At 73.4% G+C, this 24,493-nt stretch carries 24 protein-coding genes; 16 read left to right on the forward strand and 8 right to left on the reverse strand.

Annotated elements, in window-relative coordinates; all coding sequences use genetic code 11:
- The first annotated feature begins 135 nt into the window (after window positions 1–135).
- Both ACIPRD_RS20425 and ACIPRD_RS20430 read left to right on the forward strand, forming a co-directional pair.
- On the forward strand, window positions 136–1,161 hold the full coding sequence (locus tag ACIPRD_RS20425) for an NlpC/P60 family protein (RefSeq protein WP_356398406.1): 1,026 nt from the start codon (window positions 136–138) through the stop codon (window positions 1,159–1,161).
- A gap of 29 nt (window positions 1,162–1,190) precedes the next feature.
- Window positions 1,191–2,411 (forward strand): hypothetical protein, encoded by a 1,221-nt coding sequence (locus ACIPRD_RS20430; protein ID WP_401564801.1) that lies wholly within the window; start codon window positions 1,191–1,193, stop codon window positions 2,409–2,411.
- A 16-nt stretch (window positions 2,412–2,427) separates the two neighbouring features.
- On the opposite strand, the gene ACIPRD_RS20435 is transcribed toward ACIPRD_RS20430, so the two are convergent.
- Window positions 2,428–3,663 carry a glycosyltransferase 87 family protein gene (locus tag ACIPRD_RS20435; RefSeq protein ID WP_401564803.1) on the reverse strand — a complete coding sequence of 412 codons (1,236 nt, stop codon included), beginning with the start codon at window positions 3,661–3,663 and terminating at the stop codon, window positions 2,428–2,430.
- A 119-nt stretch (window positions 3,664–3,782) separates the two neighbouring features.
- On the opposite strand from ACIPRD_RS20435, the gene ACIPRD_RS20440 reads away from it, so the two are divergent.
- Window positions 3,783–4,925, forward strand: a complete 1,143-nt coding sequence (locus tag ACIPRD_RS20440) for a glycosyltransferase family 4 protein (protein ID WP_401564806.1) — start codon at window positions 3,783–3,785, stop codon at window positions 4,923–4,925.
- A gap of 205 nt (window positions 4,926–5,130) precedes the next feature.
- Here the strand turns inward: ACIPRD_RS20440 and ACIPRD_RS20445 are convergent, their stop codons facing one another.
- A complete protein-coding gene (locus tag ACIPRD_RS20445) occupies window positions 5,131–6,927 on the reverse strand; it encodes an AMP-dependent synthetase/ligase (RefSeq protein WP_401564808.1) in 1,797 nt (598 codons plus the stop codon).
- 297 nt (window positions 6,928–7,224) lie between these two features.
- On the opposite strand from ACIPRD_RS20445, the gene ACIPRD_RS20450 reads away from it, so the two are divergent.
- From ACIPRD_RS20450 to ACIPRD_RS20475, 6 genes are all read left to right on the forward strand, one after another.
- Window positions 7,225–8,022: a metallophosphoesterase gene (locus ACIPRD_RS20450; protein WP_401564810.1), complete on the forward strand. Its 798-nt coding sequence runs from the start codon at window positions 7,225–7,227 to the stop codon at window positions 8,020–8,022.
- A gap of 119 nt (window positions 8,023–8,141) precedes the next feature.
- Window positions 8,142–8,582 (forward strand): SRPBCC family protein, encoded by a 441-nt coding sequence (locus tag ACIPRD_RS20455; RefSeq protein WP_356398424.1) that lies wholly within the window; start codon window positions 8,142–8,144, stop codon window positions 8,580–8,582.
- A gap of 84 nt (window positions 8,583–8,666) precedes the next feature.
- Complete coding sequence (locus ACIPRD_RS20460) at window positions 8,667–9,848, forward strand: ArsA family ATPase (protein WP_401564813.1); 1,182 nt, start codon at window positions 8,667–8,669, stop codon at window positions 9,846–9,848.
- Window positions 9,849–9,905: 57 nt separating this feature from the next.
- Complete coding sequence (locus ACIPRD_RS20465; protein WP_401564816.1) at window positions 9,906–10,406, forward strand: DUF5304 domain-containing protein; 501 nt, start codon at window positions 9,906–9,908, stop codon at window positions 10,404–10,406.
- 67 nt (window positions 10,407–10,473) lie between these two features.
- Window positions 10,474–11,427 (forward strand): ROK family glucokinase, encoded by a 954-nt coding sequence (locus tag ACIPRD_RS20470; RefSeq protein ID WP_356398433.1) that lies wholly within the window; start codon window positions 10,474–10,476, stop codon window positions 11,425–11,427.
- A gap of 145 nt (window positions 11,428–11,572) precedes the next feature.
- On the forward strand, window positions 11,573–12,325 hold the full coding sequence (locus ACIPRD_RS20475; RefSeq protein ID WP_356398436.1) for an endonuclease/exonuclease/phosphatase family protein: 753 nt from the start codon (window positions 11,573–11,575) through the stop codon (window positions 12,323–12,325).
- 123 nt (window positions 12,326–12,448) lie between these two features.
- On the opposite strand, the gene ACIPRD_RS20480 is transcribed toward ACIPRD_RS20475, so the two are convergent.
- Both ACIPRD_RS20480 and ACIPRD_RS20485 read right to left on the reverse strand, forming a co-directional pair.
- Window positions 12,449–13,201 (reverse strand): hypothetical protein, encoded by a 753-nt coding sequence (locus ACIPRD_RS20480; RefSeq protein ID WP_401564819.1) that lies wholly within the window; start codon window positions 13,199–13,201, stop codon window positions 12,449–12,451.
- A complete protein-coding gene (locus ACIPRD_RS20485; RefSeq protein WP_356398442.1) occupies window positions 13,194–13,979 on the reverse strand; it encodes an alpha/beta fold hydrolase in 786 nt (261 codons plus the stop codon). The genes ACIPRD_RS20480 and ACIPRD_RS20485 overlap by 8 nt, the downstream gene beginning before the upstream one ends.
- Window positions 13,980–14,128: 149 nt before the next feature.
- On the opposite strand from ACIPRD_RS20485, the gene ACIPRD_RS20490 reads away from it, so the two are divergent.
- The 4 genes from ACIPRD_RS20490 (at window position 14,129) to ACIPRD_RS20505 (ending at window position 18,028) form a co-directional block, all read left to right on the forward strand.
- Window positions 14,129–14,884 (forward strand): lysophospholipid acyltransferase family protein, encoded by a 756-nt coding sequence (locus ACIPRD_RS20490; RefSeq protein WP_356398445.1) that lies wholly within the window; start codon window positions 14,129–14,131, stop codon window positions 14,882–14,884.
- A gap of 32 nt (window positions 14,885–14,916) precedes the next feature.
- Window positions 14,917–16,140 carry a MacS family sensor histidine kinase gene (gene macS, locus ACIPRD_RS20495; RefSeq protein ID WP_356398448.1) on the forward strand — a complete coding sequence of 408 codons (1,224 nt, stop codon included), beginning with the start codon at window positions 14,917–14,919 and terminating at the stop codon, window positions 16,138–16,140.
- A gap of 89 nt (window positions 16,141–16,229) precedes the next feature.
- Entirely contained in the window at window positions 16,230–16,877 is a 648-nt protein-coding gene (locus ACIPRD_RS20500) for a response regulator transcription factor (RefSeq protein WP_356399098.1), read from the forward strand.
- Window positions 16,878–16,999: 122 nt separating this feature from the next.
- Window positions 17,000–18,028, forward strand: coding sequence for a 6-phosphofructokinase (locus tag ACIPRD_RS20505; RefSeq protein ID WP_356398451.1), 1,029 nt, complete (start codon window positions 17,000–17,002; stop codon window positions 18,026–18,028).
- Between the two features lie 88 nt (window positions 18,029–18,116).
- Here the strand turns inward: ACIPRD_RS20505 and ACIPRD_RS20510 are convergent, their stop codons facing one another.
- Window positions 18,117–20,024, reverse strand: coding sequence for an anthranilate synthase family protein (locus ACIPRD_RS20510; RefSeq protein WP_401564823.1), 1,908 nt, complete (start codon window positions 20,022–20,024; stop codon window positions 18,117–18,119).
- A 99-nt stretch (window positions 20,025–20,123) separates the two neighbouring features.
- A complete protein-coding gene (locus ACIPRD_RS20515) occupies window positions 20,124–20,222 on the reverse strand; it encodes a trp operon leader peptide (RefSeq protein ID WP_356398458.1) in 99 nt (32 codons plus the stop codon).
- A 61-nt stretch (window positions 20,223–20,283) separates the two neighbouring features.
- Between ACIPRD_RS20515 and ACIPRD_RS20520 the strand changes: the two genes are divergently transcribed.
- Window positions 20,284–21,639, forward strand: a complete 1,356-nt coding sequence (locus tag ACIPRD_RS20520) for a class II 3-deoxy-7-phosphoheptulonate synthase (protein ID WP_356398461.1) — start codon at window positions 20,284–20,286, stop codon at window positions 21,637–21,639.
- Window positions 21,640–21,794: 155 nt separating this feature from the next.
- The gene (locus tag ACIPRD_RS20525) at window positions 21,795–22,082 is read left to right on the forward strand and encodes a (2Fe-2S)-binding protein (protein ID WP_356398464.1); all 288 of its coding nucleotides are present in this window, start codon (window positions 21,795–21,797) and stop codon (window positions 22,080–22,082) included.
- A 30-nt stretch (window positions 22,083–22,112) separates the two neighbouring features.
- Here ACIPRD_RS20525 and bfr read toward each other — a convergent pair whose 3' ends face one another.
- Window positions 22,113–22,592, reverse strand: coding sequence for a bacterioferritin (gene bfr / locus ACIPRD_RS20530; protein WP_356398467.1), 480 nt, complete (start codon window positions 22,590–22,592; stop codon window positions 22,113–22,115).
- Window positions 22,593–22,767: 175 nt separating this feature from the next.
- Here bfr and ACIPRD_RS20535 point away from each other — a divergent pair, with 175 nt between their 5' ends.
- Complete coding sequence (locus ACIPRD_RS20535; RefSeq protein ID WP_401564828.1) at window positions 22,768–23,409, forward strand: sulfite oxidase-like oxidoreductase; 642 nt, start codon at window positions 22,768–22,770, stop codon at window positions 23,407–23,409.
- A 150-nt stretch (window positions 23,410–23,559) separates the two neighbouring features.
- Here ACIPRD_RS20535 and ACIPRD_RS20540 read toward each other — a convergent pair whose 3' ends face one another.
- Window positions 23,560–24,474: a deoxyribonuclease IV gene (locus ACIPRD_RS20540; RefSeq protein ID WP_401564830.1), complete on the reverse strand. Its 915-nt coding sequence runs from the start codon at window positions 24,472–24,474 to the stop codon at window positions 23,560–23,562.
- Window positions 24,475–24,493: the final 19 nt, after the last annotated feature.

Consider the following 24,493-nt stretch of genomic DNA (forward strand, 5'->3'; position numbering starts at 1 on the left):
GCGTTTCCCCGCGCCCCCGGGTCTTTGGCCCGGGCGCTTCCGCACGGCTACTGTCTGCCCCGTTTCCCCGGCACCCGGGCCACCCCGTGCCCGGCGCCGGGGAGGCGACACCTGTCCGCCAGCAGAAGGACTGCCGTGGGGTCCCATCGCCGCCTTGCCGCCTCCGGATTCGACCGGGGCTCCGCCGCCCTCTGCGCGCTCTCGGCCGCGGCCGCCGCGCTCGGCGCCGTACCCGCGCACGCCTCGCCGCACGAGGACGCCCGTGCCGAGGTCGACCGGCTCTACGAGGAGGCCGAGAAGGCGACCCAGGACTACGACCGGGCCGACGAGCGCGCCGACCTCCTGCGCCGGGAGATCCGCGACGCCCAGGACCACATCGCGCGCCGCCAGGCCTACGTCAACACCGTGCGGGAGCGGCTCGGTTCGCTGGCCGGCGCCCAGTACCGGTCCGGCGGCGTCGACCCGGCCGTCGCCCTGCTCTTCTCCGACGACCCCGCCGACTACCTCGACAAGGCCACCACCCTCGACCGGATCCACACCCAGCAGGCCGGACAGCTCAGGGAGTTGAGCGACGCGCTGCGCGAACTCGCCCAGGAGCGGGCCGAGGCCTCCGGGAAGCTCGCCGACCTGGAGCGCAGCCGCACGGCGGTCGCCCGGCACAAACGGGCCGTGGAGAAGAAGCTCGCCGAGGCCCGGCGGCTGCTCAACGCCCTGCCCGCCGCGCAGCGCGCCGCCTACGACCGCGCCTCCCGCTCCGGCCGCGCCGGCCTCGGCCCGGTCGGCCTCGCCGGCCTCGCCGGGGACGCCGCGCCCGGCTCCCGCGCCGCGGCCGCGCTCGCCGCCGCCCGCTCCGCGCTCGGCCGCCCCTACGTGTGGGGCGCGAACGGGCCCTCCGGCTTCGACTGCTCGGGCCTGATGCAGTGGTCGTACGCGCACGCGGGCATCCATCTGCCGCGCACCTCCCAGGAGCAGCGCAACGCCGGCCGCCGCGTCCCGCTCTCCCAGGCCCGCCCCGGCGACCTGATCGTCTACCGCTCCGACGCCGGCCACGTGGCGATGTACGCCGGGAACGGCCGTGTCATCCACGCGCCCTACCCGGGGGCCCCGGTGCGCTACGACCCGGTCGGGATGATGCCCGTCTCCTCGGTGACCCGGCCCTGACCTCCCGCGCCACGCCGTACGATCGGAAAATGGCGGTTCTCGGACAGGCGCGGCGGACGCCGCGGGTGCGGCGGACGTGGCCCGCGCTGGCGGCGGCCCTGTCCCTGCTGCTCGCCGCGCCCCTGTCCGGCTGCGCCGGAAAGGCCCCGGGCGACGCGGCGAAGGCCGAGGTGCAGCGGGTGCTCGACCGGCGGTCGGCCGCCCTGCTCCGGCACGACGAGAAGGCGTACGACACGACCGGCGCCGCCGCCGAGTACACCCGGCTGCGCGCGCTGCCGCTGGCCTCCTGGACCTACCGGGTCACCGCCCTGCACCGCTCCGGCCCGGGCGCCACCGCCGACGCCGAACTGCGCTACCGCATCGCCGGCTACGACCGGGCCCCCATCGGCGTCCGCCGCGTCCTCACCCTCGGCCGTGCCGCCGACGGCACCTGGTACGTCGCCGCCGACCGGCCCGCCCGCGACGCCGGACAGCAGCTGTGGGACCAGGGCGGCGTCACCGCCGTGCGCGGCACCCACAGCCTGGTCCTCGGCACCGGACAGGGCGCCGCGGCGCTGCGCGCCTACGCAGGGCTCGCCGACCGGGCCGTGCCGGCCGTCTCCGGCGCGTGGGGCACCGACTGGAGCCGCCGGGTCGTGGTCCTCGTCCCGCGCTCCCTGAAGGACATGGGCGGCCTCCTCGGCTCCTCCGCCGCCGACTACCGGGGCATCGCCGCCGTCACCACCGGCGAGGCGGGCGGATCGGGCCGGGCCCCCGCCGACCGGGTGGTCGTCAACCCGGAGGCGTACGCGGTCCTCGGCGACCTCGGCAAACAGGTCGTGCTCACCCACGAGACGACCCATGTGGCCACCCGCGCGCACACCACCGCCGCCACCCCGCTGTGGCTCTCCGAGGGCTACGCCGACTGGATCGGCTACCTCGGCACCGGCCGCACTCCCGCCGAGGCCGCGCCGGAACTCGCCCGCGCGGTCAAGGACGGCCACGCCCCGGCCGCGCTCCCCACCGACAAGGACTTCGGCTTCACCAGCGACCCGACCCGGCTCGCCCAGGCCTACGAGAGCGGCTGGCTGGCCTGCCGGATGATCGCCGGCCACTGGGGCGACGCCCGCCTCGGCGCCTTCTACCGCGCGGTCGGCGACCACGCCGGACGCCCGGGCGCCCTGGAGAACGCCCTGGCCCGGACCCTCCACACCACCCCGGCCGCCTTCACCGACCGATGGCACGCCTACCTGCGCGCCGAACTGACCTGAGCCCTCCGGCCCGGGTTCAGGAGGAGACCGGGGTGTTCTTCGCCCGGGTGGCCTGAGGGGGGATCGTGGGGGGCGTCAGCGGGGCGACCGTGGACGCCCAGAGGCGGCGGGCGGCCGAGAGGGAGGCCGCGACCAGGAGGCCGTTGCGCACGGCCAGCAGGGCGATGCCGTACCAGTCGCTCGTCACCACGTGGATGAAGCCCAGCGGGAACTCCAGGACCGTCACCAGCGACGCCACGACCACCATGACGGCCGGCGGCGCCATCCGGCTCGCCCGGAAGCACAGGCACACCGCGGCCAGGCCGATCAGCCACACCAGGTACTGCGGGCTGATCACCCGGCTGGTGACCGTGAACAGCAGCACCGCGGTGAACGCGGCGTCGGCGAGCGTGTGCGGGGTCGTGCGGGTCGCCCGCAGCCGCCACAGCAGCAGCCAGCCGAACGCCCCTCCGGTCAGCGCCAGCGCGGCGGTGCTGACCACGCCGACGTACGGGCCGAGGAACTCGATCGACCCGTAGTTCAGCAGCGTCTGCCCCTGCCAGCCGAAGTGCCGGGCCACATGGAAGACCAGCGCGCCCAGCGACTCCACCTCGGTGCCGCGCTCCTGCTGGAAGGACAGGAAGGCGAACGCGCCCGGCATCGACACCGCGGACAGCGCCGTCAGCCCGGCCGCCACCACCACCGCCGACGCCCACGGCCGGCGCCGGAAGGCGCCCGCCAGCAGCAGCGCCGGCCACACCTTCAGCAGGGCCCCGGCCGCGGCCAGCGCGCCCAGCACCCGGGGACGCCCCACCCCGGCGAGCAGCGCAGCCACCGCCACGGCGGTCACCATCACGTCGTACCGGGCGTACACCGTCGGGCCGAGCAGCGGGACGCCCGCCGTCCACACCCAGGCCCCGCGCGCGGAGCGGCCCGGACGCCGGCCCGTGTACACCAGCAGGGCCAGCACGGCGGCGTCCGCGAGGAACGCCAGCACGTAGAAGGCGTGCGGGTAGCTCAGGAACGGCAGCACGGCGGGGGAGAGGATCGCGAGCGCGGCGACGGGCGGGTACTGCCAGGTCTCGTCGTCCAGCGGAAACGTTCCTTGGCGCAGGACGTCGTACCACTGCCGGTAGATCACCGACACGTCCGAGGTGACGTCGGGGCCCGGGACGACGTACACCCGGAACACCAGGAGCAGCAGCACCGCACGGGTCACCGCCCAGGTCACGAGCAGCCATGCCCAGGACCGCCCGGAGGTCCTCGTCTCCACGTGTTCCCCCGCCGTCCGGTTCCGCGCCGCCGGTCACATGATGTCCTGCCCGCCCCCGGGCGTGCCACCGGGTCGCTCGCTCCGGGTGCGGGGCGCCCGGTTCGGTAGGGTCGGCGGCGATGCACAAGACCCTGATCGTGACCAACGACTTCCCGCCCCGCCCCGGCGGCATCCAGGCCTTCCTGCACAACATGGCGCTGCGCCTGGACCCGGACCGGCTGGTCGTCTACGCCTCCACCTGGAAGCGCGGCGAGGAGGGCGCCCGGGCCACGGCCGCCTTCGACGCCGAGCAGCCCTTCACCGTCGTACGCGACCGTACGACGATGCTGCTGCCCACGCCCGCGGCGACCCGGCGGGCGGCCGGGCTGCTGCGCGAGCACGGCTGCACCTCCGTGTGGTTCGGCGCCGCCGCGCCGCTCGGCCTCATGGCACCCGCGCTGCGCCGGGCCGGCGCCGAACGGCTCGTGGCGACCACCCACGGGCACGAGGCCGGCTGGGCCCAGCTGCCCGCCGCGCGCGGGCTGCTGCGCCGGATCGGGGACTCCACCGACACGATCACCTACCTCGGCGAGTACACCCGCTCCCGGATCGCCGGCGCGCTGAGCCCCGCGGCCGCCGCCCGGATGACTCAGCTGCCGCCCGGGGTCGACGAGAAGACCTTCCACCCCGGCTCGGGCGGCGACGAGGTCCGCGCGCGGCTCGGGCTCACCGACCGCCCGGTCGTCGTGTGCGTCTCCCGGCTGGTGCCGAGGAAGGGGCAGGACACCCTGATCCTGGCGATGCCCCGCATCCTGGCCGCCGAGCCCGACGCCGTGCTGCTGGTCGTCGGCGGCGGACCCTACGAGCGCGACCTGCGCCGGCTCGCCCGGGAGACCGGCGTCGAGGCCTCCGTGCGCTTCACCGGCGCGGTGCCCTGGTCCGAACTGCCCGCGCACTACGGCGCCGGTGACGTCTTCGCCATGCCCTGCCGCACCCGGCGCGGCGGCCTCGACGTCGAGGGCCTCGGCATCGTCTACCTGGAAGCGTCCGCCACCGGGCTCCCCGTCGTCGCCGGCGACTCGGGCGGCGCGCCCGACGCCGTGCTCGACGGCGAGACCGGCTGGGTGGTCAGGGGCGGCGAGCCCGCCGACACCGCCGAGCGCATCACCGTCCTCCTCGGCGACGCCGGGCTGCGCCGCCGGATGGGCGAGCGGGGCCGCCGCTGGGTCGAGGAGAAGTGGCGCTGGGACCTGCTCGCGGAGAAGCTCAGGACGCTGCTGTAGAACGGCGGTCCGCGGTCGGCGGTCCGCCGCTGGTGGCCGGCGGTCGGTGCGGGTCTCCGCCGCCGCCTCTGCCGCCTTCGCCGCCCAGCCCAGCCCGGCCCAGCCCGGCGCGGCGCCCGTCCCGCCGTACGCGCGAAAGGAGCGGCCCCCTCGTCGTGAGGGGGCCGCTCCTTTTCGCGTGCGGGCAACCGCGGGCGCCGGGAGGCTACTTCGTGTACAGCGCCTCGATCTCGTCCGCGTAGTCCTTCGCCACCACGTTCCGCTTCAGCTTCAGCGACGGCGTGAGATGGCCCGACTCCTCCGAGAACTGCGAGGCGAGGACACGGAACTTGCGCACCGACTCGGCCTTCGACACCGCAGCGTTGCCGTCGTCGATCGCCGTCTGGATCGCCGCGAGCAGGTCCGGGTCGTCCCGCAGCGCCGCCGCCGTGGAGCCGGACGGCTTGCCGTGGTCCGCGGCCCAGCGGCCGAGGAACTCGTCGTCGATGGTGACCAGCGCGCCGACGAACGGCCGCCCGTCGCCCACCACCATGCACTCCGCGACCAGCGCGTGCGCCCGGATGCGGTCCTCGATCACGGCCGGGGCCACGTTCTTGCCGCCCGCGGTGACGATGATCTCCTTCTTGCGGCCGGTGATCCGCAGATAGCCGTCCTCGTCGAGGGTGCCGATGTCACCGGTGTGGAACCAGCCGTCGGCGAGCGCCTCGGCGGTGGCGGCCGGGTTGTTCCAGTACTCCCGGAACAGGTGCTCGCCGTGCAGCAGCACCTCGCCGTCGTCCGCTATGCGCACCACCGAGCCGGGCAGCGGCTGGCCGACCGTGCCGATCTTCTGCCGGTCCCAGGGGTTGAACGTGGTCGCCGCGCAGGACTCGGTCAGGCCGTAGCCCTCCAGCACGGTGAAGCCGATGCCGCGGAAGAAGTGGCCGAGCCGCTCGCCGAGGGGGGCACCGCCGGAGATGGCGTACTCGCCCCGGCCGCCGAGCACCGCGCGCAGCTTGCCGTAGACCAGCTTGTCGAAGACCCTGTGCTTCAGCCGCAGCTTCAGCGACGGGCCCGCCGGGGTGTCCAGCGCCCTGCTGTAGGCGATCGCGGTGTCCGCCGCCTTGTCGAAGATCGCGCCCTTGCCGTCCGCCTGGGCCTTGGCCCGCGCCGAGTTGTAGACCTTCTCGAAAACGCGCGGGACGCCGAGGATCATCGTCGGGCGGAACGCCGACAGCTCGTCGGTGAGGTTCTTGATGTCCGGGACGCAGCCGAGCTTGATCGGCGCCATCATCGGGGCGATCTCCACCACCCGCCCGAAGACGTGCGCGAGCGGCAGGAAGAGCAGGATGGAGCACTCCCCGGTGCGGAACAGCGGCCGCAGCCGCTCCACGATGTTCCCGCACTCGGCGAGGAAGCTGCGGTGGGTGAGCACACATCCCTTGGGGCGCCCGGTGGTGCCGCTCGTGTAGACGATCGTCGCCGCGTCGTCGGCCTTGGCGAGCGAGCTGCGCTCGTTCACGGTCGCGTCCGACACGTCCTGGCCGAGCCGGCCCAGCTCCTCGATGCCGCCGGCCTCGATCTGCCAGACGTGCTTGAGGGCGGGCAGCGACTCGCGCACCGACTCCACGGCGGCCGCGTGGCCGTCCAGCTCCACGACGCAGGCGGTCGCGCCCGAGTCGGACAGGATCCACTGCACCTGCTCCGGCGAGCTGGTCTCGTACACCGGCACGGTGACCGCGCCCGCGCTCCAGATCGCGAAGTCCAGCAGCGTCCACTCGTAACGGGTACGCGACATCAGGCCGATACGGTCGCCGGGCTGCACACCGGCGGCGATCAGACCCTTGGCGGCGGAGTGCACCTCGGCCAGGAACTGGCGGGCCGTCACATCCTGCCAGGCGCCTCCCGCCTTGCGGGCGATCACGGCGACGTCAGGGTGCTGCGCGGCGTTTCTGCGGACGATGTCGGTCAGATTTCCGTCCGCAGGGACCTCGTACAAAGCCGGAAGGCTGAACTCGCGCAAGACTGCTGCTCCTCATAGGGCGCCGGCGCCACGACGGTGTGTGATGCGACGGTGCGGTCCAAGGCTCGGGGCTGGTGCCCGGAACTTCACTTGTCGAAATCCAGAGCACGAGTGGACTGCCCGGACGTTACCCGCCGGTATGGCCCCCACGACAGGGGTTCCGGGCGAGATGTTCGCTGCGTCACACAGCTTGGGCTTCCCAGCCGCACAGTAGTCCACGACCTGACCGACCGGCGAGTAACCGCAGGCCGGACCGCCACTGTTCACGTACACCGCACACGCCTACCCTTGATCACCATGGCATTCACACGCGACGGCGGACGCACGAACCGTGTCCATGTGGTCAGCGACGTGCACGGCAACGCCCGCGATCTGGCACGGGCCGGCGAGGGCGCGGACGCCCTGCTCTGTCTGGGCGATCTCGTCCTCTTCCTCGACTACCACGACCACTCGCGCGGCATCTTCCCCGAGCTCTTCGGCGAGGAGAACGCCCACCGCATCGTGGAACTGCGCACCGCGCGCCGCTTCGAGGAGGCCCGGGAGTTCGGCGCCCGGCTGTGGGCGGGCCTCGGCACCGACCGCCGTACGGCGATCGAGGAGGCGGTGCGCCGGCAGTACGCCGAGCTGTTCGCCGCGTTCCCCGTCCCCACCTATGCCACCTACGGCAACGTCGACATGCCGCCGCTGTGGCGGGAGTACGCGGGCCCCGGCACCACCGTGCTGGACGGCGAACGGGTCGAGATCGGCGGCTGGACCTTCGGTTTCGTCGGCGGCGGCCTGCGCACGCCGATGCGGACGCCGTACGAGATCGACGACGAGGAATACGCCGCGAAGATCGAGGCGGTCGGCGAGGTCGACGTGCTGTGCACGCACATCCCGCCGGAGGTGCCGGAACTGGTCTACGACACCGTCGCGCGCCGTTTCGAGCGCGGCAGCCGGGCCCTGCTGGAGGCGATCCGCCGCACCCGGCCCCGGTACTCCCTCTTCGGCCACGTCCACCAGCCGCTGGCGCGGCGGATGCGGATCGGCTCGACCGAGTGCGTGAACGTGGGGCACTTCGCCGGCTCGGGCACACCGTGGGTCCTCGAGTGGTGAAGCCGGACGCGGGTGAAGGGGGCGGGCCGGCGGCGCGGTAGCCTTCACGCTGCACACACGTGCGCAGCCCGCGCGCGAGAATGACGTCTCTTCGGTCAGCCTCTGGAGGAGCCACGGCGATGGCGGAACACACCAGTTCGAGCATCACGATCGAGGCGGCCCCGGCCGACGTCATGGCGGTGATCGCCGACTTCGCCCGCTACCCGGACTGGACCGGCGAGGTCAAGGAGGCGGAGGTCCTCGCCGCCGACGCGCAGGGCCGCGCCGAGCAGGTCCGGCTCGTCATGGACGCCGGCGCCATCAAGGACGACCAGACCCTCGCCTACACCTGGACCGGCGAGCACGAGGTCTCCTGGACCCTGGTGAAGTCGCAGATGCTGCGCTCGCTGGACGGCACCTACCTGCTGCGGCCCGCGGGCCCGGGCGCCACCGAGGTCACCTACCGCCTCACCGTCGACGTCAAGATCCCCATGCTCGGCATGATCAAGCGCAAGGCGGAGAAGGTCATCATCGACCGCGCCCTGGCCGGCCTGAAGAAGCGCGTGGAGTCGGACAGCTAGTCCGGCCCCCTCGCCCCCCGGCCCGGGCCGGACGCGGAGAAGGCGGCACGGGGCGCCGCCCCGCCTCCGTTACCGTTCACCCTCATGCGCACCATCCTGATCACGGGCCCGGGCGGCGGCGGCCGTACGACAGTGGCCGCCGGCACCGCGCTGGCCGCGGCCCGCGAGGGCCTTCGCACGCTCGTCCTCAGCGCCGACCGCGCCGACACGCTCGGCGCGGCGCTGGGCACCGCCACGGGAGCCACGCCCACCGAGGCCGGTGAGCGGCTGACCGCCTGGCGGCCCGACGCGGCCGAGCGCTTCCAGCAGGACCTCACGGCCTTCCAGGGCCGCGCCGCGAACGTCCTCGAACTGCTCGGCGCCGCACGCCTGGACGCCGAGGAGGTCACCCCGCTGCCCGGCGCCGAGGAGCTGTCCTTCCTGCGGGCGCTCAGGGACGCCGCCCTCTGCGAGCGCTACGACGTCCTCGTCGTCGACCTGCCGGCCCTGCCGCAGGCCCTGGCCCTGCTCGCCCTGCCGGAGGAACTGCGCCGCTACCTGCGCCGCCTGCTCCCGCCCGAGCGGCAGGTCGCCCGCTCCCTGCGCCCCGTCCTCGGCCGCCTCGCGGGCGTCCCCATGCCCGCCGACTGGCTCTACGAGACCGCGGCGCGCTGGGACGTCGAGCTGGCCGCCGTCGAGGCCGTCCTCACCGACCCGCACACCGCCGTGACCCTGGTCGCCGAACCCGGCCCGGCCGGCACCGAGGCCGTCCGTACCGCGGTCCTCGGCCTCGCCCTGCGCGGCCTGCGCACCGAGACCCTCGTGGCCAACCGCGTCCTGCCCGAGGCCGCCGCCGACTCCTGGCTGTCCGGGCCCCTCGCCCAGCAGCGCAAGGCCCTGGACGACTGGGCGGACCCGCACCTGCCGTACGCCCTGCACACCGCCGCGCACCTCGGCCGCGACCCGCACGGCGCCGACGACCTGGCCGCCCTCGCCGTGCCCGGCGTCAACCCCGCGCCCGCCCCGGTCGAGTGGCCCGTCGCCGACCGGCTCGCCGACGACGGCGTGCTCGTCTGGCACATCCCGCTGCCCGGCGCGATACGGGACGAACTCGATCTCGTACGGCGCGGCGACGAACTGGTGATCACCGCCGGTCCCTTCCGCCGGATCGTGTCCCTGCCGTCCGCCCTGCGGCGCTGCACCGTCGCGGGCGCCGGGCTGCTGGAGGGGGAGCTGCGGGTCCGCTTCGCCCCCGATCCCGCGCTGTGGCCCGCCCGCGGACGGTGAACCGCGTACCGCCGTTCGGGTAACGTCGGAGGTGCGAACCGTAGTCAGGAGTCCGCCATGAGCGAAGAGCGCCCCGCATCCGGTCCCCCCGAGGAAGAGCAGGCGCGGGCGACCGACGCCGACGCCTGGGCCACGGCCTGCGCCGAGGACCTCGCGGAGGAGAAGAACCGCCGCCGCGACGCCTACGGGCCGCCCCCCGGCTCCGCCGCCGAAGAGCTGAAGAAGCTCATGGACACGGTGGCCGACAAGCTGTCCGGCCTGAACTCCCCGCTCCTCGGAGCCGTGGCCGGACCCGCCGCCCAGCAGGTGGTGCGGCAGGTCGTCCAGCAGGCGAAGGCCGCCGTCGAGCCCGTCATAGAGCGCAACCCGGACGTCTTCGGCCATCTCGCCGCGGCCGGCGGTGAACTGCTGGCCGCCTACCGTTCGGCCGTCCAGGCCCAGGAGCACCGCTGGAGCGCCGGCCCCGCCGGACCGCGCGCCGAGGACGGCGACGGCCCCGGCCCGCACCGCGACCGGGGCGAGGGCACGGGACCGGGAGAGCGCATCGACCTGGACTGAAGGTCTGTACCGGCAGGGCCTCGGGTACGGTTGGCCATAGCGGGGCTCGACCGGAACTGAGGGATTTATGGGACTCACCATCGGCGTCGACATCGGCGGCACGAAGATCGCGGCCGGCGTGGTCGACGAGGAAGGCAACATCCTCTCGACCTTCAAGGTGCCGACCCCCACCACGCCCGAGGGCATCGTGGACGCCATCGCCTCGGCCGTGGAGGGCGCGCGCGCCGGGCACGAGATCGTCGGTGTGGGCATCGGCGCCGCCGGATACGTGAACCGGCAGCGCTCCACCGTGTACTTCGCGCCCAACATCGACTGGCGCCAGGAACCGCTCAAGGAGAAGGTCGAGGCCCGTGTGGGCCTCCCCGTCGTGGTCGAGAACGACGCCAACGCCGCGGCCTGGGGCGAGTACAAGTTCGGCGCCGGCAAGGGCCACCGCAACGTGATCTGCATCACGCTCGGTACGGGCCTGGGCGGCGGCATCATCATCGGCAACAAGCTGCGCCGCGGCCACTTCGGCGTGGCCGCCGAGTTCGGCCACATCCGGATGGTCCCGGACGGCCTGCTGTGCGGCTGCGGCTCGCAGGGCTGCTGGGAGCAGTACGCCTCCGGCCGCGCCCTGGTCCGCTACGCCAAGCAGCGCGCCAACGCCACCCCGGAGAACGCCGAGGTGCTGCTCGGCCTCGGCGACGGCACCCCCGACGGCATCGAGGGCAAGCACATCTCGATGGCCGCCCGCCAGGGCGACCCGGTGGCCGTGGACTCCTACCGCGAGCTGGCCCGCTGGGCCGGCGCCGGTCTGGCCGACCTCGCCTCGCTCTTCGACCCGTCCGCCTTCATCGTCGGCGGCGGCCTCTCCGACGAGGGCGAGCTGGTCCTGGACCCGATCCGCAAGTCCTACAAGCGCTGGCTGGTCGGCGGCAACTGGCGCCCGGTGGCCGACGTCATCGCGGCCCAGCTCGGCAACAAGGCCGGCCTGGTGGGCGCGGCCGACCTGGCCCGGGAGCCCGACCCGATCATGTGACGTCCGACGCTCGGTACACGGCCGCACGGCCGACCGAAGGGGCGCGGGGAACCGCGCGACCGGCCTCACCCGGCCGGCATCGCGCACGTACCTCGCGCCCCGAGTCGTATCCGTCCCCCGCCGCCGCGCGACGTACATTGACCGCATGGCAACCCCACTGCTCCCCAACTCCCGCACGGAGCCCGACGGTTCCGCGGTCATCAGGGTCATGGGCTACAACATCCGCTCGATGCGCGACGACACCGACGCCCTGGCCAGGGTGATCACCGCCTGCGCCCCCGACCTGGTCCTCGTCCAGGAGGCGCCGCGCTTCTTCCGCTGGCGCAAGAAGCTCACCCGCCTCGCCGCCGCCTCCGGCCTCGTCGTCCTGACCGGCGGAGCCACCGCCGCAGGCCCGGCGATCCTCTGTTCGCTGCGGGCCACCGTCGAGCGGACCGAGGACGTGCTGCTCCCGCTCACCCCCGGTCTGCACCGCAGGGGCCTCGCCACCGCCGTCGTACGGTTCGGGGGCGTCCGGCTGGGCGTGATCAGCTGCCACCTCAGCCTCCGGAGCGACGAGCGCCTGGAGCAGGGCGGCGCGGTCCTCGACCGGCTCGCGGGGCTCGGCGTCGAGCACGCCGTGGCCGGTGGCGATCTCAACGACGGCCCCGAGGGCCGTACGTTCCGCCTCCTCGCCGGGAACCTCCAGGACTGCCGGGCCACGGCCCCCTGGGGCGGTGAGCACACCTGGGACTCAGGGCGCCCCCACCGGCGCATCGACGCCCTCTTCGCCACCAAGGGCGTCGAGGTCCTCGGCTGCGGGGTGCCCCTGGGGCTGCCCGGCGTCACGGAGACGGACCTGAGGGCGGCCACGGACCACCTTCCGGTCCTCGCCGCCCTCAGGATCCCGGCCCGCTAGGCCCCTCGGGGTCCGGGGTCCGGGGCGCCGGGCGGGAACCCCGCGGGCCCGGCCCGGAGCCGCAGCCGGGCCGGAGCCGGAGCGCCCTTCCGGGGCGCCGGCCCCGAGCCCCGGTTCCCGCCCTCAGACCACGGCCCCGCGCCCCGGGTCGTCGTCATCGTCGTCGTCCGTCCGCATGCGCGTCACGAGCGTGACGAACCCGCCGAGGAAGCCGCCGATGCCGGCGGTGGCGAGCCACCAGGTCATCTCCCAGCCGAGCAGCACGGCGAGCAGCAGCAGGACGGGCCCGCCGACCACCCCGAGCCAGGCGAACCTGGCCGTCGTGTCGGCCGACGGCAGCGGCGGCGGCTCGGGCGGCACGAAGTGCCCCTCGTCGTCCTCGTCGAAGTCGTCCTCGGACCCCTCCGGCGCGATGTGGTCGCGCGGGCCGACACCGGGCGCGAAGGACACCGAGCCGCCCAGCGGCCGTACCGGCGCCGGCTCCTCGCCGCCGTCGGCGCGCCCCGGGCTCGCGGCGCCCTCGGCACCCTCGGTGCTCTCCGTCTTCCCGGTGCTCCCGGTGCTCCCGGCGCTCCCGGTGTTCCCGGCGTGCTCCGTGTGCTCGGCGTTCTCGGTCTTCTTCGTCCTCTCGGCGCTCTCGCCGCTCCGGGCGCCCTCGGGGCCCTTGCCGCTCTCCGCGCCCTTCGCCGGGAGATCGTTCTCCAGCAGCGCGAGATCCTCCACCGGCCGGAACGGCCGGGAACCCGGCGGGTCCGGCGGCTCCTCGCCGTATCCCGCCACGATCGCCTTCCAGGCGGCGTCCTCGTCGAAGGGCACCCCCTGGTCGTCGGGGTCGCGTTCCTCGCGGCCCTCGCGGTCGGAGCCGTGCTCAGCCAACTGCGGCCGTCCCTTCCTTGCTCGTTCCGGCACCGGGTGCGAGCCGGCCGATGAAAGCAAGACTCTCCTCGAAGATCCGGTCCGCGTCATGGTCCAACGTCGCGACGTGGAAGCTCTGTTCCAGCACACTCTCGGTGACGTCCGCGGACGACACCCGGCTCAGCACCCGGGCCGAGTCGGCCGGCGGAACCACGTGGTCCTGGGCGCTGTGCAGCAGCAGCAGCGGCTGCGTGACCTGGGGCAGCTCGCCGTCCGTGCGGCGCAGGAACTCCCGCAGCGAGTGCGCCGCCGCGAGCGGCACCCGGTCGTAGCCCAGCTCCTGGACGCCCTCGGCGGCGATGTCGCTCGCGATGCCCTTCGTGGAGCGCACCAGATGCCGGGCCACCGGGAGGGCGTACGCGGCGAGGCCGTGCACACGGTTCGCGGGATTGACCACGATCACCCCGGCGACGCTCTCGCCGTGCCGGGCCGCCAGCCTGAGGGCCAGGGCGCCGCCCATCGACAGACCCGCGACGAACACCGTGGAGCACCGGTCGGAGAGCAGCCGCAGCGCGCGGTCCACCTCCGCGTACCAGTCCTGCCAGCCCGTGACCGCGAGGTCCTCCCAGCGGGTGCCGTGTCCGGGCAGCAGCGGCAGCGACACGGTCAGGCCGTGTGCCGCGTGATGCTCCGCCCAGGGGCGCAATGACTGAGGCGAGCCGGTGAAGCCGTGGCAGAGGAGGACACCCACCTCCCCGCCTTCGTGGCGGTACGGCTCGGCTCCGGGAAGGACCGGCACCTGACGGACTCCATTCCTGAAAGAGGCGTGAAGAACTGGCGGATGTGCCTCACCGTACGCGACCGCACTGACACCGACCAGGGTCGTCGGCGTCATTGGCCGCGGACCGGGTTAAGGTCTGACCGACGCAAACAGGAGGCACACGGGTGTTGTACGGCACGATGAAGGTCGCCATCGGGGGACCGCTGAAGCTCGCCTTCAGGCCCTGGGTGGAGGGTCTGGAGAACATTCCGGACGAAGGCCCCGCCATCCTGGCGAGCAATCACCTGTCCTTCTCGGACTCGTTCTTCCTGCCCACCATGCTCGACCGCAAGGTCACCTTCATCGCGAAGGCCGAGTACTTCACCACCCCCGGCGTGAAGGGGCGCCTGACCGCTGCCTTCTTCAAGGGCGTCGGACAGCTCCCGGTGGACCGCTCCGGGGCGCGCGGCGCCGGCGAGGCGGCGATCAAGAGCGGCATCGAGGTGCTCAGGCGCGGCGAGCTGTTCGGCATCTACCCGGAGGGCACCCGCTCGCCCGACGGCCGTCTGTACCGGGGCAAGCCCGGCGGCCTCGCGCGCGTGGCGCTCGCCACCGGCGCCCCGGTCATCCCGGTGGCGATGATCGACACCGAGAAGATCCAGCCGCCCGGCCAGGTGATGCCGAAGCTGATGCGTCCCGGCATCCGCATCGGCAAGCCCCTGGACTTCAGCCGCTACCACGGCATGGACCACGACCGGTTCGTGCTGCGCGCGGTGACCGACGAGGTCATGTACGAGATCATGAAGCTCTCCGGCCAGGAGTACGTCGACGTCTACGCGACCGTCGCCAAGCGGCAGATCGCGGAGGCCGCGAAGGCGGCGAAGGAAGCCGAGCAGGCGGAGAAGGCCGGGAAGGCCGACAAGGCACACGGCACCGAGGGGTAGCCGGACACACGGGGAACCAGGGGGGCGGGGGCATGCCCAGGCGTGAACGGGTCATGCGGATGTCGGTGGAGCTGCCCCTGTGGCGTGCCCTGTCCGGCTACCGCGTGCTGGCGATGCTGTACGCGACCGGTCTGGCGGCCACCGGCTACAGCCATTTCGTGCGCCCCTGGATCGCCCTCGTCTACTACGCGGTCCTCGCCGTCTGGACCCTCGCCACGCTGCCCCTGGTGTCGGGCGCGGCCCGCTGCACGCGGCGGTTCCTGGCCGCCGACCTGACCGTCGCCCTGTCCGGCATCCTGCTCACCCCGCTCGTCGACAGCCACGAGCGGATCGCGGGCGACGGCCCGACCCTGCCGTCGATATGGACCGCGGGCTCGGTGCTCGCCTTCGCCCTCAAGGGCGGCTGGCGCTGGGCCGCCCTCGCCTCCACGCCCGTCGCCGCCGCCAACCTGATCGAGCGGGGCGCCCCGACCCGGGACACCGTGCACAACGTGGTCCTGGTCTGGGTCGCCGCCCTCGCCATCGGCTACGTCGTGGAGGTCGCCCGCGCCTCCGAGCGCACCCTCGCCCGCGCCCTGGAGATCGAGGCCGCCACCCGCGAGCGGGAACGGCTGGCCCGGGACATCCACGACGGCGTGCTCCAGGTGCTGGCGATGGTGCAGCGGCGGGGCGCGGTGGTCGGCGGCGAGGCGGCCGAGCTGGGCCGGCTCGCCGGCGAGCAGGAGGTCGCGCTGCGCACCCTGGTCTCCGGCGGTCTGCTGCCCGTCTCCCGCGTCTCGCGGGACGCGGCGGACGGCGCGCTGGTCCACGCGGTCGAGGAGCCGGACGACGACGGCCCCGTCGACCTGCGCACCCTGCTCGCCCCGTACGCCGGAGCCCGCGTCAGCCTCGCCGAGCCCGGCGCCCCGGTGCCGCTGCCCCCGGCCGCGGCACGGGAGCTGGCCGCCGCGGTGGGCGCGGCCCTGGACAACGTGCGCGCGCACGCCGGCGCGGAGGCGCGCGCCTGGATCCTGCTGGAGGACGAGCCCGGCGAGATCGTCGTCACCGTCCGGGACGACGGCCCCGGCATCCCCGAGGGCCGGCTCGCCCAGGCCGAGGGGGAGGGGCGGCTCGGGGTGGCCCAGTCGATCCGGGGACGGCTGCGCGACCTGGGCGGCGGCGCCGAGCTGATCTCGGTCCCCGGGCAGGGCACGGAAGTCGAGCTGAAAGTACCGAAGGACGCCGGGAAGGCGCGGGGGAAGGCGGAGAAGCGATGACGCGGCAGCAGGACCAGCACGGTCAGCAGGACCAGCACGGACGGGGGGACCAGCAGGAACAGCACGGAGGGCGGGGACCGCTCAGGGTCATGGTGGTCGACGACCACCCCATGTGGCGCGACGCGGTCGCCCGCGACCTGGCCGAGTCCGGCTTCGAGGTGGTCGCCACCGCCGGGGACGGCGAACAGGCCGTCCGCCGCGCCAAGGCGGCCGGGCCCGACGTCCTCGTCCTGGACCTCAACCTGCCCGCCAAGCCCGGTGTCCAGGTGTGCAAGGAGCTCGTCGCCCACAACCCGGCCCTGCGCGTCCTCGTGCTGTCCGCCAGCGGGGAGCACGCCGACGTCCTGGAGGCCGTGAAGTCCGGCGCGACCGGCTACCTGCTCAAGTCGGCCTCCACCGGCGAACTCCTGGACGCGGTGCGGCGGACCGCCGTCGGCGATCCGGTGTTCACCCCGGGCCTCGCCGGACTGGTGCTCGGCGAGTACCGCCGGCTCGCCTCCGAGCCGGCGCCGGCCCGGGACGCCGGCGCCCCGGACGCGCCCCGTCTGACGGACCGGGAGACCGAGGTGCTGAGGCTGGTCGCCAAGGGCCTGAGCTACAAGCAGATCGCCGAACGCCTCGTCATCTCCCACCGCACCGTGCAGAACCACGTCCAGAACACCCTCGGCAAGCTCCAGCTGCACAACAGGGTGGAGCTGGTGCGCTACGCCATCGAGCGGGGCCTCGACGACGAGTGAAGCGGGCGACCGATCCGCTTCCCGACAATTCACCGGAATCGCCCTTCCGGCCTCTCGCCGTGTGACGCACATCACCACTACCGTGACTGAGCGTCAGGCCATCGCTGCGAAGGGACATTTCCATGCGGGTCGGAGTACTGACCGGAGGCGGCGACTGCCCCGGGCTCAACGCCGTCATCCGGGGCGTCGTCCGCAAGGGCGTGCAGGAGTACGGCTACGACTTCGTCGGTTTCCGGGACGGCTGGCGCGGGCCGCTCGAAGGCGACGCCATCCGTCTCGACATCCCCGCGGTGCGCGGCATCCTGCCCCGCGGCGGCACCATCCTCGGCTCCTCGCGGACCAACCCGCTCAAGCTGGAGAACGGCATCCGCCGCATCAAGGAGAACCTGGCCAAGCAGGAGGTCGAGGCGCTCATCGCGATCGGCGGCGAGGACACCCTGGGCGTCGCCGCCCGGCTCTCCGACGAGTACGGGGTGCCCTGCGTCGGCGTGCCCAAGACCATCGACAACGACCTGTCCGCCACCGACTACACCTTCGGCTTCGACACCGCCGTCGGCATCGCCACCGAGGCCATCGACCGGCTGCACACCACCGCCGAGTCCCACATGCGGGTGCTGGTGTGCGAGGTGATGGGCCGGCACGCGGGCTGGATCGCCCTGCACTCGGGCCTCGCCGGCGGCGCCAACGTCATCCTCATCCCCGAGCAGCGCTTCGACCTCGACCAGGTGTGCGACTGGATCGCCTCCCGCTTCAAGGCGTCGTACGCGCCGATCGTCGTCGTCGCCGAGGGCGCCATGCCCAAGGACGGGGACGTGGTCCTCAAGGACGGGACGCTCGACTCCTTCGGGCACGTACGGCTGTCCGGGGTCGGCGAGTGGCTGGCCAAGGAGATCCAGAAGCGCACCGGCAAGGAGGCGCGCACCACCGTGCTCGGGCACATCCAGCGCGGCGGCACCCCCAGCGCCTTCGACCGCTGGCTCGCCACCCGCTTCGGACTGCACGCCATCGACTGCGTGCGCGACGGGGACTTCGGCAAGATGGTCGCCCTGCGCGGCACCGACATCGTGCGCGTCCCGATCGCCGAGGCGACGGCGAAGCTGAAGACGGTCGACCCCACGCTGTACGAGGAGGTCGGGGTGTTCTTCGGCTGACCGGCCGGACGGGCCGCCCGGGGTCCGCGACCCCGGGCGGCCCGCCGCGCCCACCTCACCGCGCCCGCCCCACCGCGCCCACCCCGCCTCACCGTGCCGCGGGCGTGTCCGTCGTGCGCAGGCCGGCGATCAGCTCCCGCAGCACCGCCGCGCCGTCCAGGCTCAGCACCGACTCCGGATGGAACTGCACCCCGGCGAACCCGGGACCCCTGAGCGCGTGCACCTCGCCGTTCTCCGCCCGGCTCACCTCCACACCGTGCGCGGCCAGCTCCCGTGCCGCCCCGTCGTCGCAGTACGCGGTGAAGCTGTTGTAGAAACCGACCGTCTGCGGCCGTCCGAACAGGTCGACCGTGGTCTGCGCGCCCTGGTACGGCACCTGCTTGCGCACGAGGTCCAGCCCCAGGGCGGCCGCGATCAGCTCGTGCCCGAGGCAGACGCCGAGCACCCCGTGCCGGTGCTCCCGCAGCACGGTGGCCGTCAGGTCCCGCAGGAACCGCATCCTCGGGTCGGACGGGTCGGCGGGGTTCCCCGGGCCCGGACCGAGGACGACCGGCCCCTCGTGCGCGCGCACGGCCTCGCGCAGCCCCGGCTCGTCGTGGCGCCGCGCGGTCACCTCCAGGCCGCCCGAGCGCAGCACGTGCGCCAGCATCGCCGTGAAGGTGTCCTCGGCGTCCACCACCAGCGCGTGCTCACCGCCGGCCGCGGCCGGCTCCCGCATCCGCAGCCAGAACGGCGCCAGCGCCGAGCGGCGCCCGTCCAGCGCGGCCCGCACACGCGGGTCGTCGGCGAGCCGGGGCCTGGCCTCCTCGCCGCGCGGCCGGGCGGGCCGCACCCCGAGGGCGGCCAGCACGCCCGCCGCCTTGGCGTGGGTCTCCGCCACCTCGCCCGCCGGGTCCGAGCCGCGGACCAGGGTCGCCCCGACCGGCACCCGCAGCCGGCCGTCCGCCGAGATGTCGGCGGTGCGGATCAGGATGGGGGAGTCCAGGGTCTGCGCGCCCCCGCCGTCCCGCCCGAGCAGAGCCAGCGCGCCCGCGTAGTAGCCGCGCCCGGAGCCGTCCGGCCCGGCGGGCTCGTACCGCTCGATGACCCGGCAGGCGTTCTGCACCGGCGAGCCGGTGACCGTCGCCGCGAACATGGTCTCCCTGAGCACCTCCCGCACGTCCAGGGAGGACCTCCCGCGCAGCTCGTACTCGGTGTGCGCGAGGTGCGCCATCTCCTTCAGCCGCGGTCCGACGACCACGCCGCCCCGGTCGCCGACGGTGCACATCATCTTCAGTTCCTCGTCGACGACCATGGAGAGCTCCTCCGTCTCCTTGCCGTCGGCGAGGAAGTCCAGCAGGTGCTCCGGCGTCGGCCCGCCGTCCGGATAGCGGTAGGTGCCGCTGATGGGGTTCATGACGACCGTGCCGCCGGACATCCGGACATGCACCTCCGGACTGGCCCCCACCAGTGTCCGCCCGCCCGCCCGGTCCCCGGTGTGCACGACGAAGGTCCAGTACGCGCCGCGCTCACCCTCCAGCAGCCGCCGGAACAGCGCGAGGGCGTCCGCGCGCCCGAACCCCGGCACGGAGCCCTCGTACGTCCGCCGGATCACGAAGTTCGCGCCCTCGCCCCGGCCGATCTCGTCCCGCAGCACCCGGGCGACGATCTCGCCGTACTCCTCGTCGCCGACGTCGAAGCCGCCGCCCTCGACCCGCACGTCGTGGCCGGGCAGCGACCGCAGGGCGGCCTCCAGCGGGATCTCGTACGACTCCTCGGGCGTCAGCACCAGCAGCGGGGTGCCGTCGTCGCGGACGTCGAAGCCGCGCTCGCGGATCTGCCGGAACGGGATCAGCGCCAGGCCCTCGCCGGGCAGGTCGGCCAGCCGCTCACGGGCGGTGACCGGGCCGATCAGCACCTCCACCGTGTCCTCGGCGCGGCCCGGGGTGCGGCGGCGGAGCAGCGCGAAGGGGCGGGGGTCGTCGAGCAGCTGTGTCAGGTCCTGTGCCAGGTCCATGGGGCGGGTCCTCTTCCGTCGTTCGGTGAGGAACGGCCCCGGACACACCGAAGGCCGCCCCTCGGGCGGCCTTCGCGAAGTCTTTTCGAGTACGCGCAGTCAGCGGGCCGCCGGAGAAGCGGTCCACCACCAGTTCTGGATCGAAAGCGCGAACATGGCGTGAACCCTACCGGATGCCGGACCGCCGGAAGTGGACATCGCGTCTCATCAGCCGGTCGGTGGGGCAGACCATCCGATGCGACCCCGTAATGTTTACAAGGTGACCGTGAACGCTGATACCCACGCCCTCGCCGCCAAGGCGAGCTGGCGAGACCTGCCCGCGGCGCAGCAGCCCGAGTACCCGGATGCCGAGGCTCTGCGCGAAGTGATCGCGGACCTCGAGTCGTATCCGCCCCTCGTCTTCGCCGGTGAGTGCGACCAGCTGCGTGCCCGCATGGCGGCCGTCGCCAAGGGGGAGGCGTTCCTGCTCCAGGGCGGCGACTGCGCCGAGTCCTTCGACGCCGTGGGTGCCGACCAGATCCGTGCCAAGCTCAAGACGCTGCTCCAGATGGGCGCCGTCCTCACCTACGCCGCCTCCGTGCCGGTCGTGAAGGTCGGCCGGATCGCCGGCCAGTACTCCAAGCCGCGCTCCAAGCCGACCGAGACCCGCGACGGCATCACCCTGCCGGTGTACCGGGGCGACTCCGTCAACGGCTTCGACTTCACCGAGGCGAGCCGCATCCCGGACCCGCAGCGCCTGAAGCGGATGTACAACGCCTCCGCCTCGACGCTGAACCTGGTGCGCGCCTTCACCACCGGCGGCTACGCCGACCTGCGCCAGGTACACGCCTGGAACCAGGACTTCGTGAAGTCGTCCCCGTCGGGCCAGCGCTACGAGCAGCTCGCCCGCGAGATCGACAACGCGCTGAACTTCATGCGGGCCTGCGGCGCCGAGCCGGAGGAGTTCAAGACCGTCGAGTTCTACGCCTCGCACGAGGCGCTGCTGCTCGACTACGAGTCCGCCCTGACCAGGGTCGACTCGCGCACCGGCAAGCTGTACGACACCGCCGGCCACATGGTGTGGATCGGTGAGCGCACCCGCCAGATGGACGGCGCGCACATCGAGTTCGCCTCGAAGATCCGCAACCCGATCGGGATCAAGCTCGGCCCGACCACCACGGCCGAGCAGGCGCTGGAGTACATCGAGCGCCTCGACCCCGAGCGGGAGCCGGGCCGGCTGACGTTCATCGTCCGCATGGGCGCCGACAAGATCCGCGACCGGCTCCCCGAGCTGGTCGAGAAGGTCACCGCGTCCGGTGCGACCGTCGCCTGGGTGACCGACCCGATGCACGGCAACACCTTCGAGGCGGCCTCCGGCCACAAGACCCGCCGCTTCGACGACGTGCTCGACGAGGTCAAGGGCTTCTTCGAGGTCCACAAGGCGCTGGGCACCCACCCGGGCGGCATCCACGTGGAGCTCACCGGCGACGACGTCACCGAGTGCGTGGGCGGCGGCGACGAGATCTTCGTCGACGACCTGCACCAGCGCTACGAGACGGCCTGCGACCCGCGGCTGAACCGCAGCCAGTCGCTGGACCTGGCGTTCCTCGTCGCGGAGATGTACCGGGACCAGTGACGGTCCGGCCCGGAAACGGGTCCGAAGGGGCAAGTGGGGCGCGGATCACAGAGGATCCGCGCCCCTCGCGCTGTCGCCCGTCCCGGCTCGTGGGTAAGGTTAGGTTTGCCTCACTGAGAAGGGGGCGGCAGTCGGACCAGCGATCCGGTCGGGAGGTGACCCGCGTGTACGTCTGCAGTTGCTTCGGCATCACCGAGCAGCAGGTCATGAAGCACGCGGAGGACGGTGCCTGCACCCCCCGCCAGATAGCCTCCGCCTGCAAGGCGGGCACGGACTGCGGTTCGTGCGTGCGCCGCATCCAGGCCATCCTCGGCCGGGGCGCCTGCCCGCGCCGCGAGCTGGCCGACCAGGGCAGGCCGGTCCTGTCCGACATCCCGGAGGTCCCCGCCCTTTCCGGCGCCCAGGACCACCCGGGAGTGCCGGGGCTCCCGGAAGCGGCCTAGGGGACGCCCCCGACGGCTCCGGCCGGCCCGCTAGCCCTCCGGCTGCTCGATCAGCTGCGCGAGGTAGAGCGCCTCGCCGAGCTTGTCCAGCAGCTCCAGCTGGGTGTCCAGGTAGTCGATGTGGTGCTCCTCGTCGGCGAGGATGTCCTCGAAGATGTTGGCGGACGTGATGTCGCCCTTCTCCCGCATCACCTTCGCGCCGCGCGTGAGCCGGTCGATCGCCTCCACCTCGACCTGCCGGTCGGCCTCGAACATCTCCCTGACCGTCTGGCCCACCCGCACGTGGAACAGCCGCTGGTAGTTGGGCAGCCCGTCCAGGAACAGGATCCGGTCGGTGAGCACCTCGGCGTGCTTCATCTCGTCGAACGACTCGTGGCGCGTGTACTTCGCGAGCTTCGTCCAGCCGAAGTTCTCCTGCATCTTGGCGTGCAGGAAGTACTGGTTGATCGCGGTCAGCTCGCCGGTGAGCTGCTCGTTGAGGAACTCGATGACCTCGGGGTCGCCCTGCATCGCAGCGGCTCCTTCCACACGGAGGGACGGGTGAGGCATGCGGCGGCATGATTGCACCGGCAGAGAAGATCGTCCAGTAAGTGCGCGCTTAGTAAGTATGTGCTGAGTTCTCAGCAGTTGTCCGTTTCGTGGCCGGGTGGTCGGGGCACCGCCCGGGGTCTGTCAGGATGGAGACATGGGTCAGCCGGTGGAGCGTACGTCTGGAGCGGAAGCGGAATCTGAACTTCCACCGGGGCAGCGGCTCCAGCGGGGCTGGCCGGTCATGCACTACGGGCCCGTGCCGAGATTCCGGCCGGAGCGCTGGGAGTTCAAGGTCTTCGGGGCCACCGCCGACGGCGGCGAGCGCACCTGGAAGCACGAGGAGTTCACGGCCCTGCCGTACGCCACCGTGGTGGCCGACATGCACTGCGTGACGAAGTTCAGCATGCGCGGCGCCGAATGGGGCGGCATCCCCGCCCGGTCGTTCCTGGACCTCGTGCCGCCCGCGCCGGACGTCACCCATGTGATGGTGTGGGCCGAGTACGGCTTCAGCGCCAACCTGCGCCTGTCGGACTTCGCCTCCGACGCCGCGGTCTTCGCCACCCACAAGGACGGCGAGCTGCTCACTGCGGAGCACGGCTTCCCGGTGCGTCTGGTCGTGCCGCACCTGTACGCCTGGAAGGGCCCCAAGTGGGTGCGCGGCGTGGAGTACATGACCGCCGACCGCCGGGGCTTCTGGGAGGAGCGCGGGTACCACAACATCGGCGACCCCTGGAAGGAACAGCGCTACTCCTACCAGGAGGTCCCCGGGGACGGCCCCGGGCTTCCCGGGCTCTGACGCCCCGCAGCCGCCCGGCCTGCGGCCGCCCCGCCCCGCGGCCGGCCGCCCGGCGGGGGACCGGCCGGGCGAGCCCGGACCCGGCCGCCGAGCGGACTCGGGCGTCGAGTGAACTCGGGCGTCGAGTGGGCTCGGCCGTCGAGCCGGGGCTCAGCCGTCGCGGAGCTTCTTCAGCCGCTCCACGTCCGCCGCGTGCCCTTCCGGGCCGCCCGGGGTCTCGATGACCAGCGGGACGCCCGCGGTCGCCGGATGGGTCATCAGGGCGCGGAAGGGGTCCTCGCCGATGTGCCCGGCGCCGATGTTCTCGTGCCGGTCCTTGTGGGCGCCCGCCACGTCCTTGGAGTCGTTGGCGTGGATCAGCTTCAGCCGGCCCTCGCCGACCGTGTCCACCAGCAGGTCCAGGGTCCGGTGCATGCCGTCCGGGCCGGTCAGGTCGTGGCCGGCGGCGAAGATGTGGCAGGTGTCCAGGCAGACGCCCAGCTTCGGGTGGGCGTCCAGCGCCTCGAAGTACGGGCCGAAGTCCCAGGTGCGCGAGCACAGCGAGGCGCCCTGCCCGGCGGTCGACTCCAGCAGCAGGAACGGGTCGTCGTCGTGGGTCAGCTCGTCCAGCAGCGGCAGCATGTGCTCGCGCACCTGCCGCAGCGCCACCTCGCGCGCCCGGCCGCCGGTCGCGCTGCCGGTGTGCACGACCACGCCGAGCGCGCCGATCTCCCGCCCCCGCCGCAGCGAGTGCCGCAGGGACTCCACCGACTTCTCCACGGTCGCCTCGGTGTGCGAGCCGAAATTGATCAGATAGGGCGCGTGCACATAGGCCGGCAGCGCCTCCTCGGCGCACGCCTGGCGGAACGCCTCGTCCTGCCGCGGGTTCCCGGCCGGGGTGGCCCACCCGCGCGGGTTGGCGACGAAGACCTGCACGGTCTCCGCCTTCAGCTCACGGGCGTACGACAGCCCCACCGTGTGCAGTCCGCCCGCCACCGGCACATGGCCGCCGACGGGGTTGCGGGAACGGCCCGCCGCGGCGGAGGGGGCGGGGAGAACGGGGGAGGGGGACTGCGCGCTGGTCACCTGTTCAGGGTGTCATGCC

The sequence above is a fragment of the Streptomyces sp. NPDC090108 genome, from assembly GCF_044747185.1.
Taxonomy (GTDB): domain Bacteria; phylum Actinomycetota; class Actinomycetes; order Streptomycetales; family Streptomycetaceae; genus Streptomyces.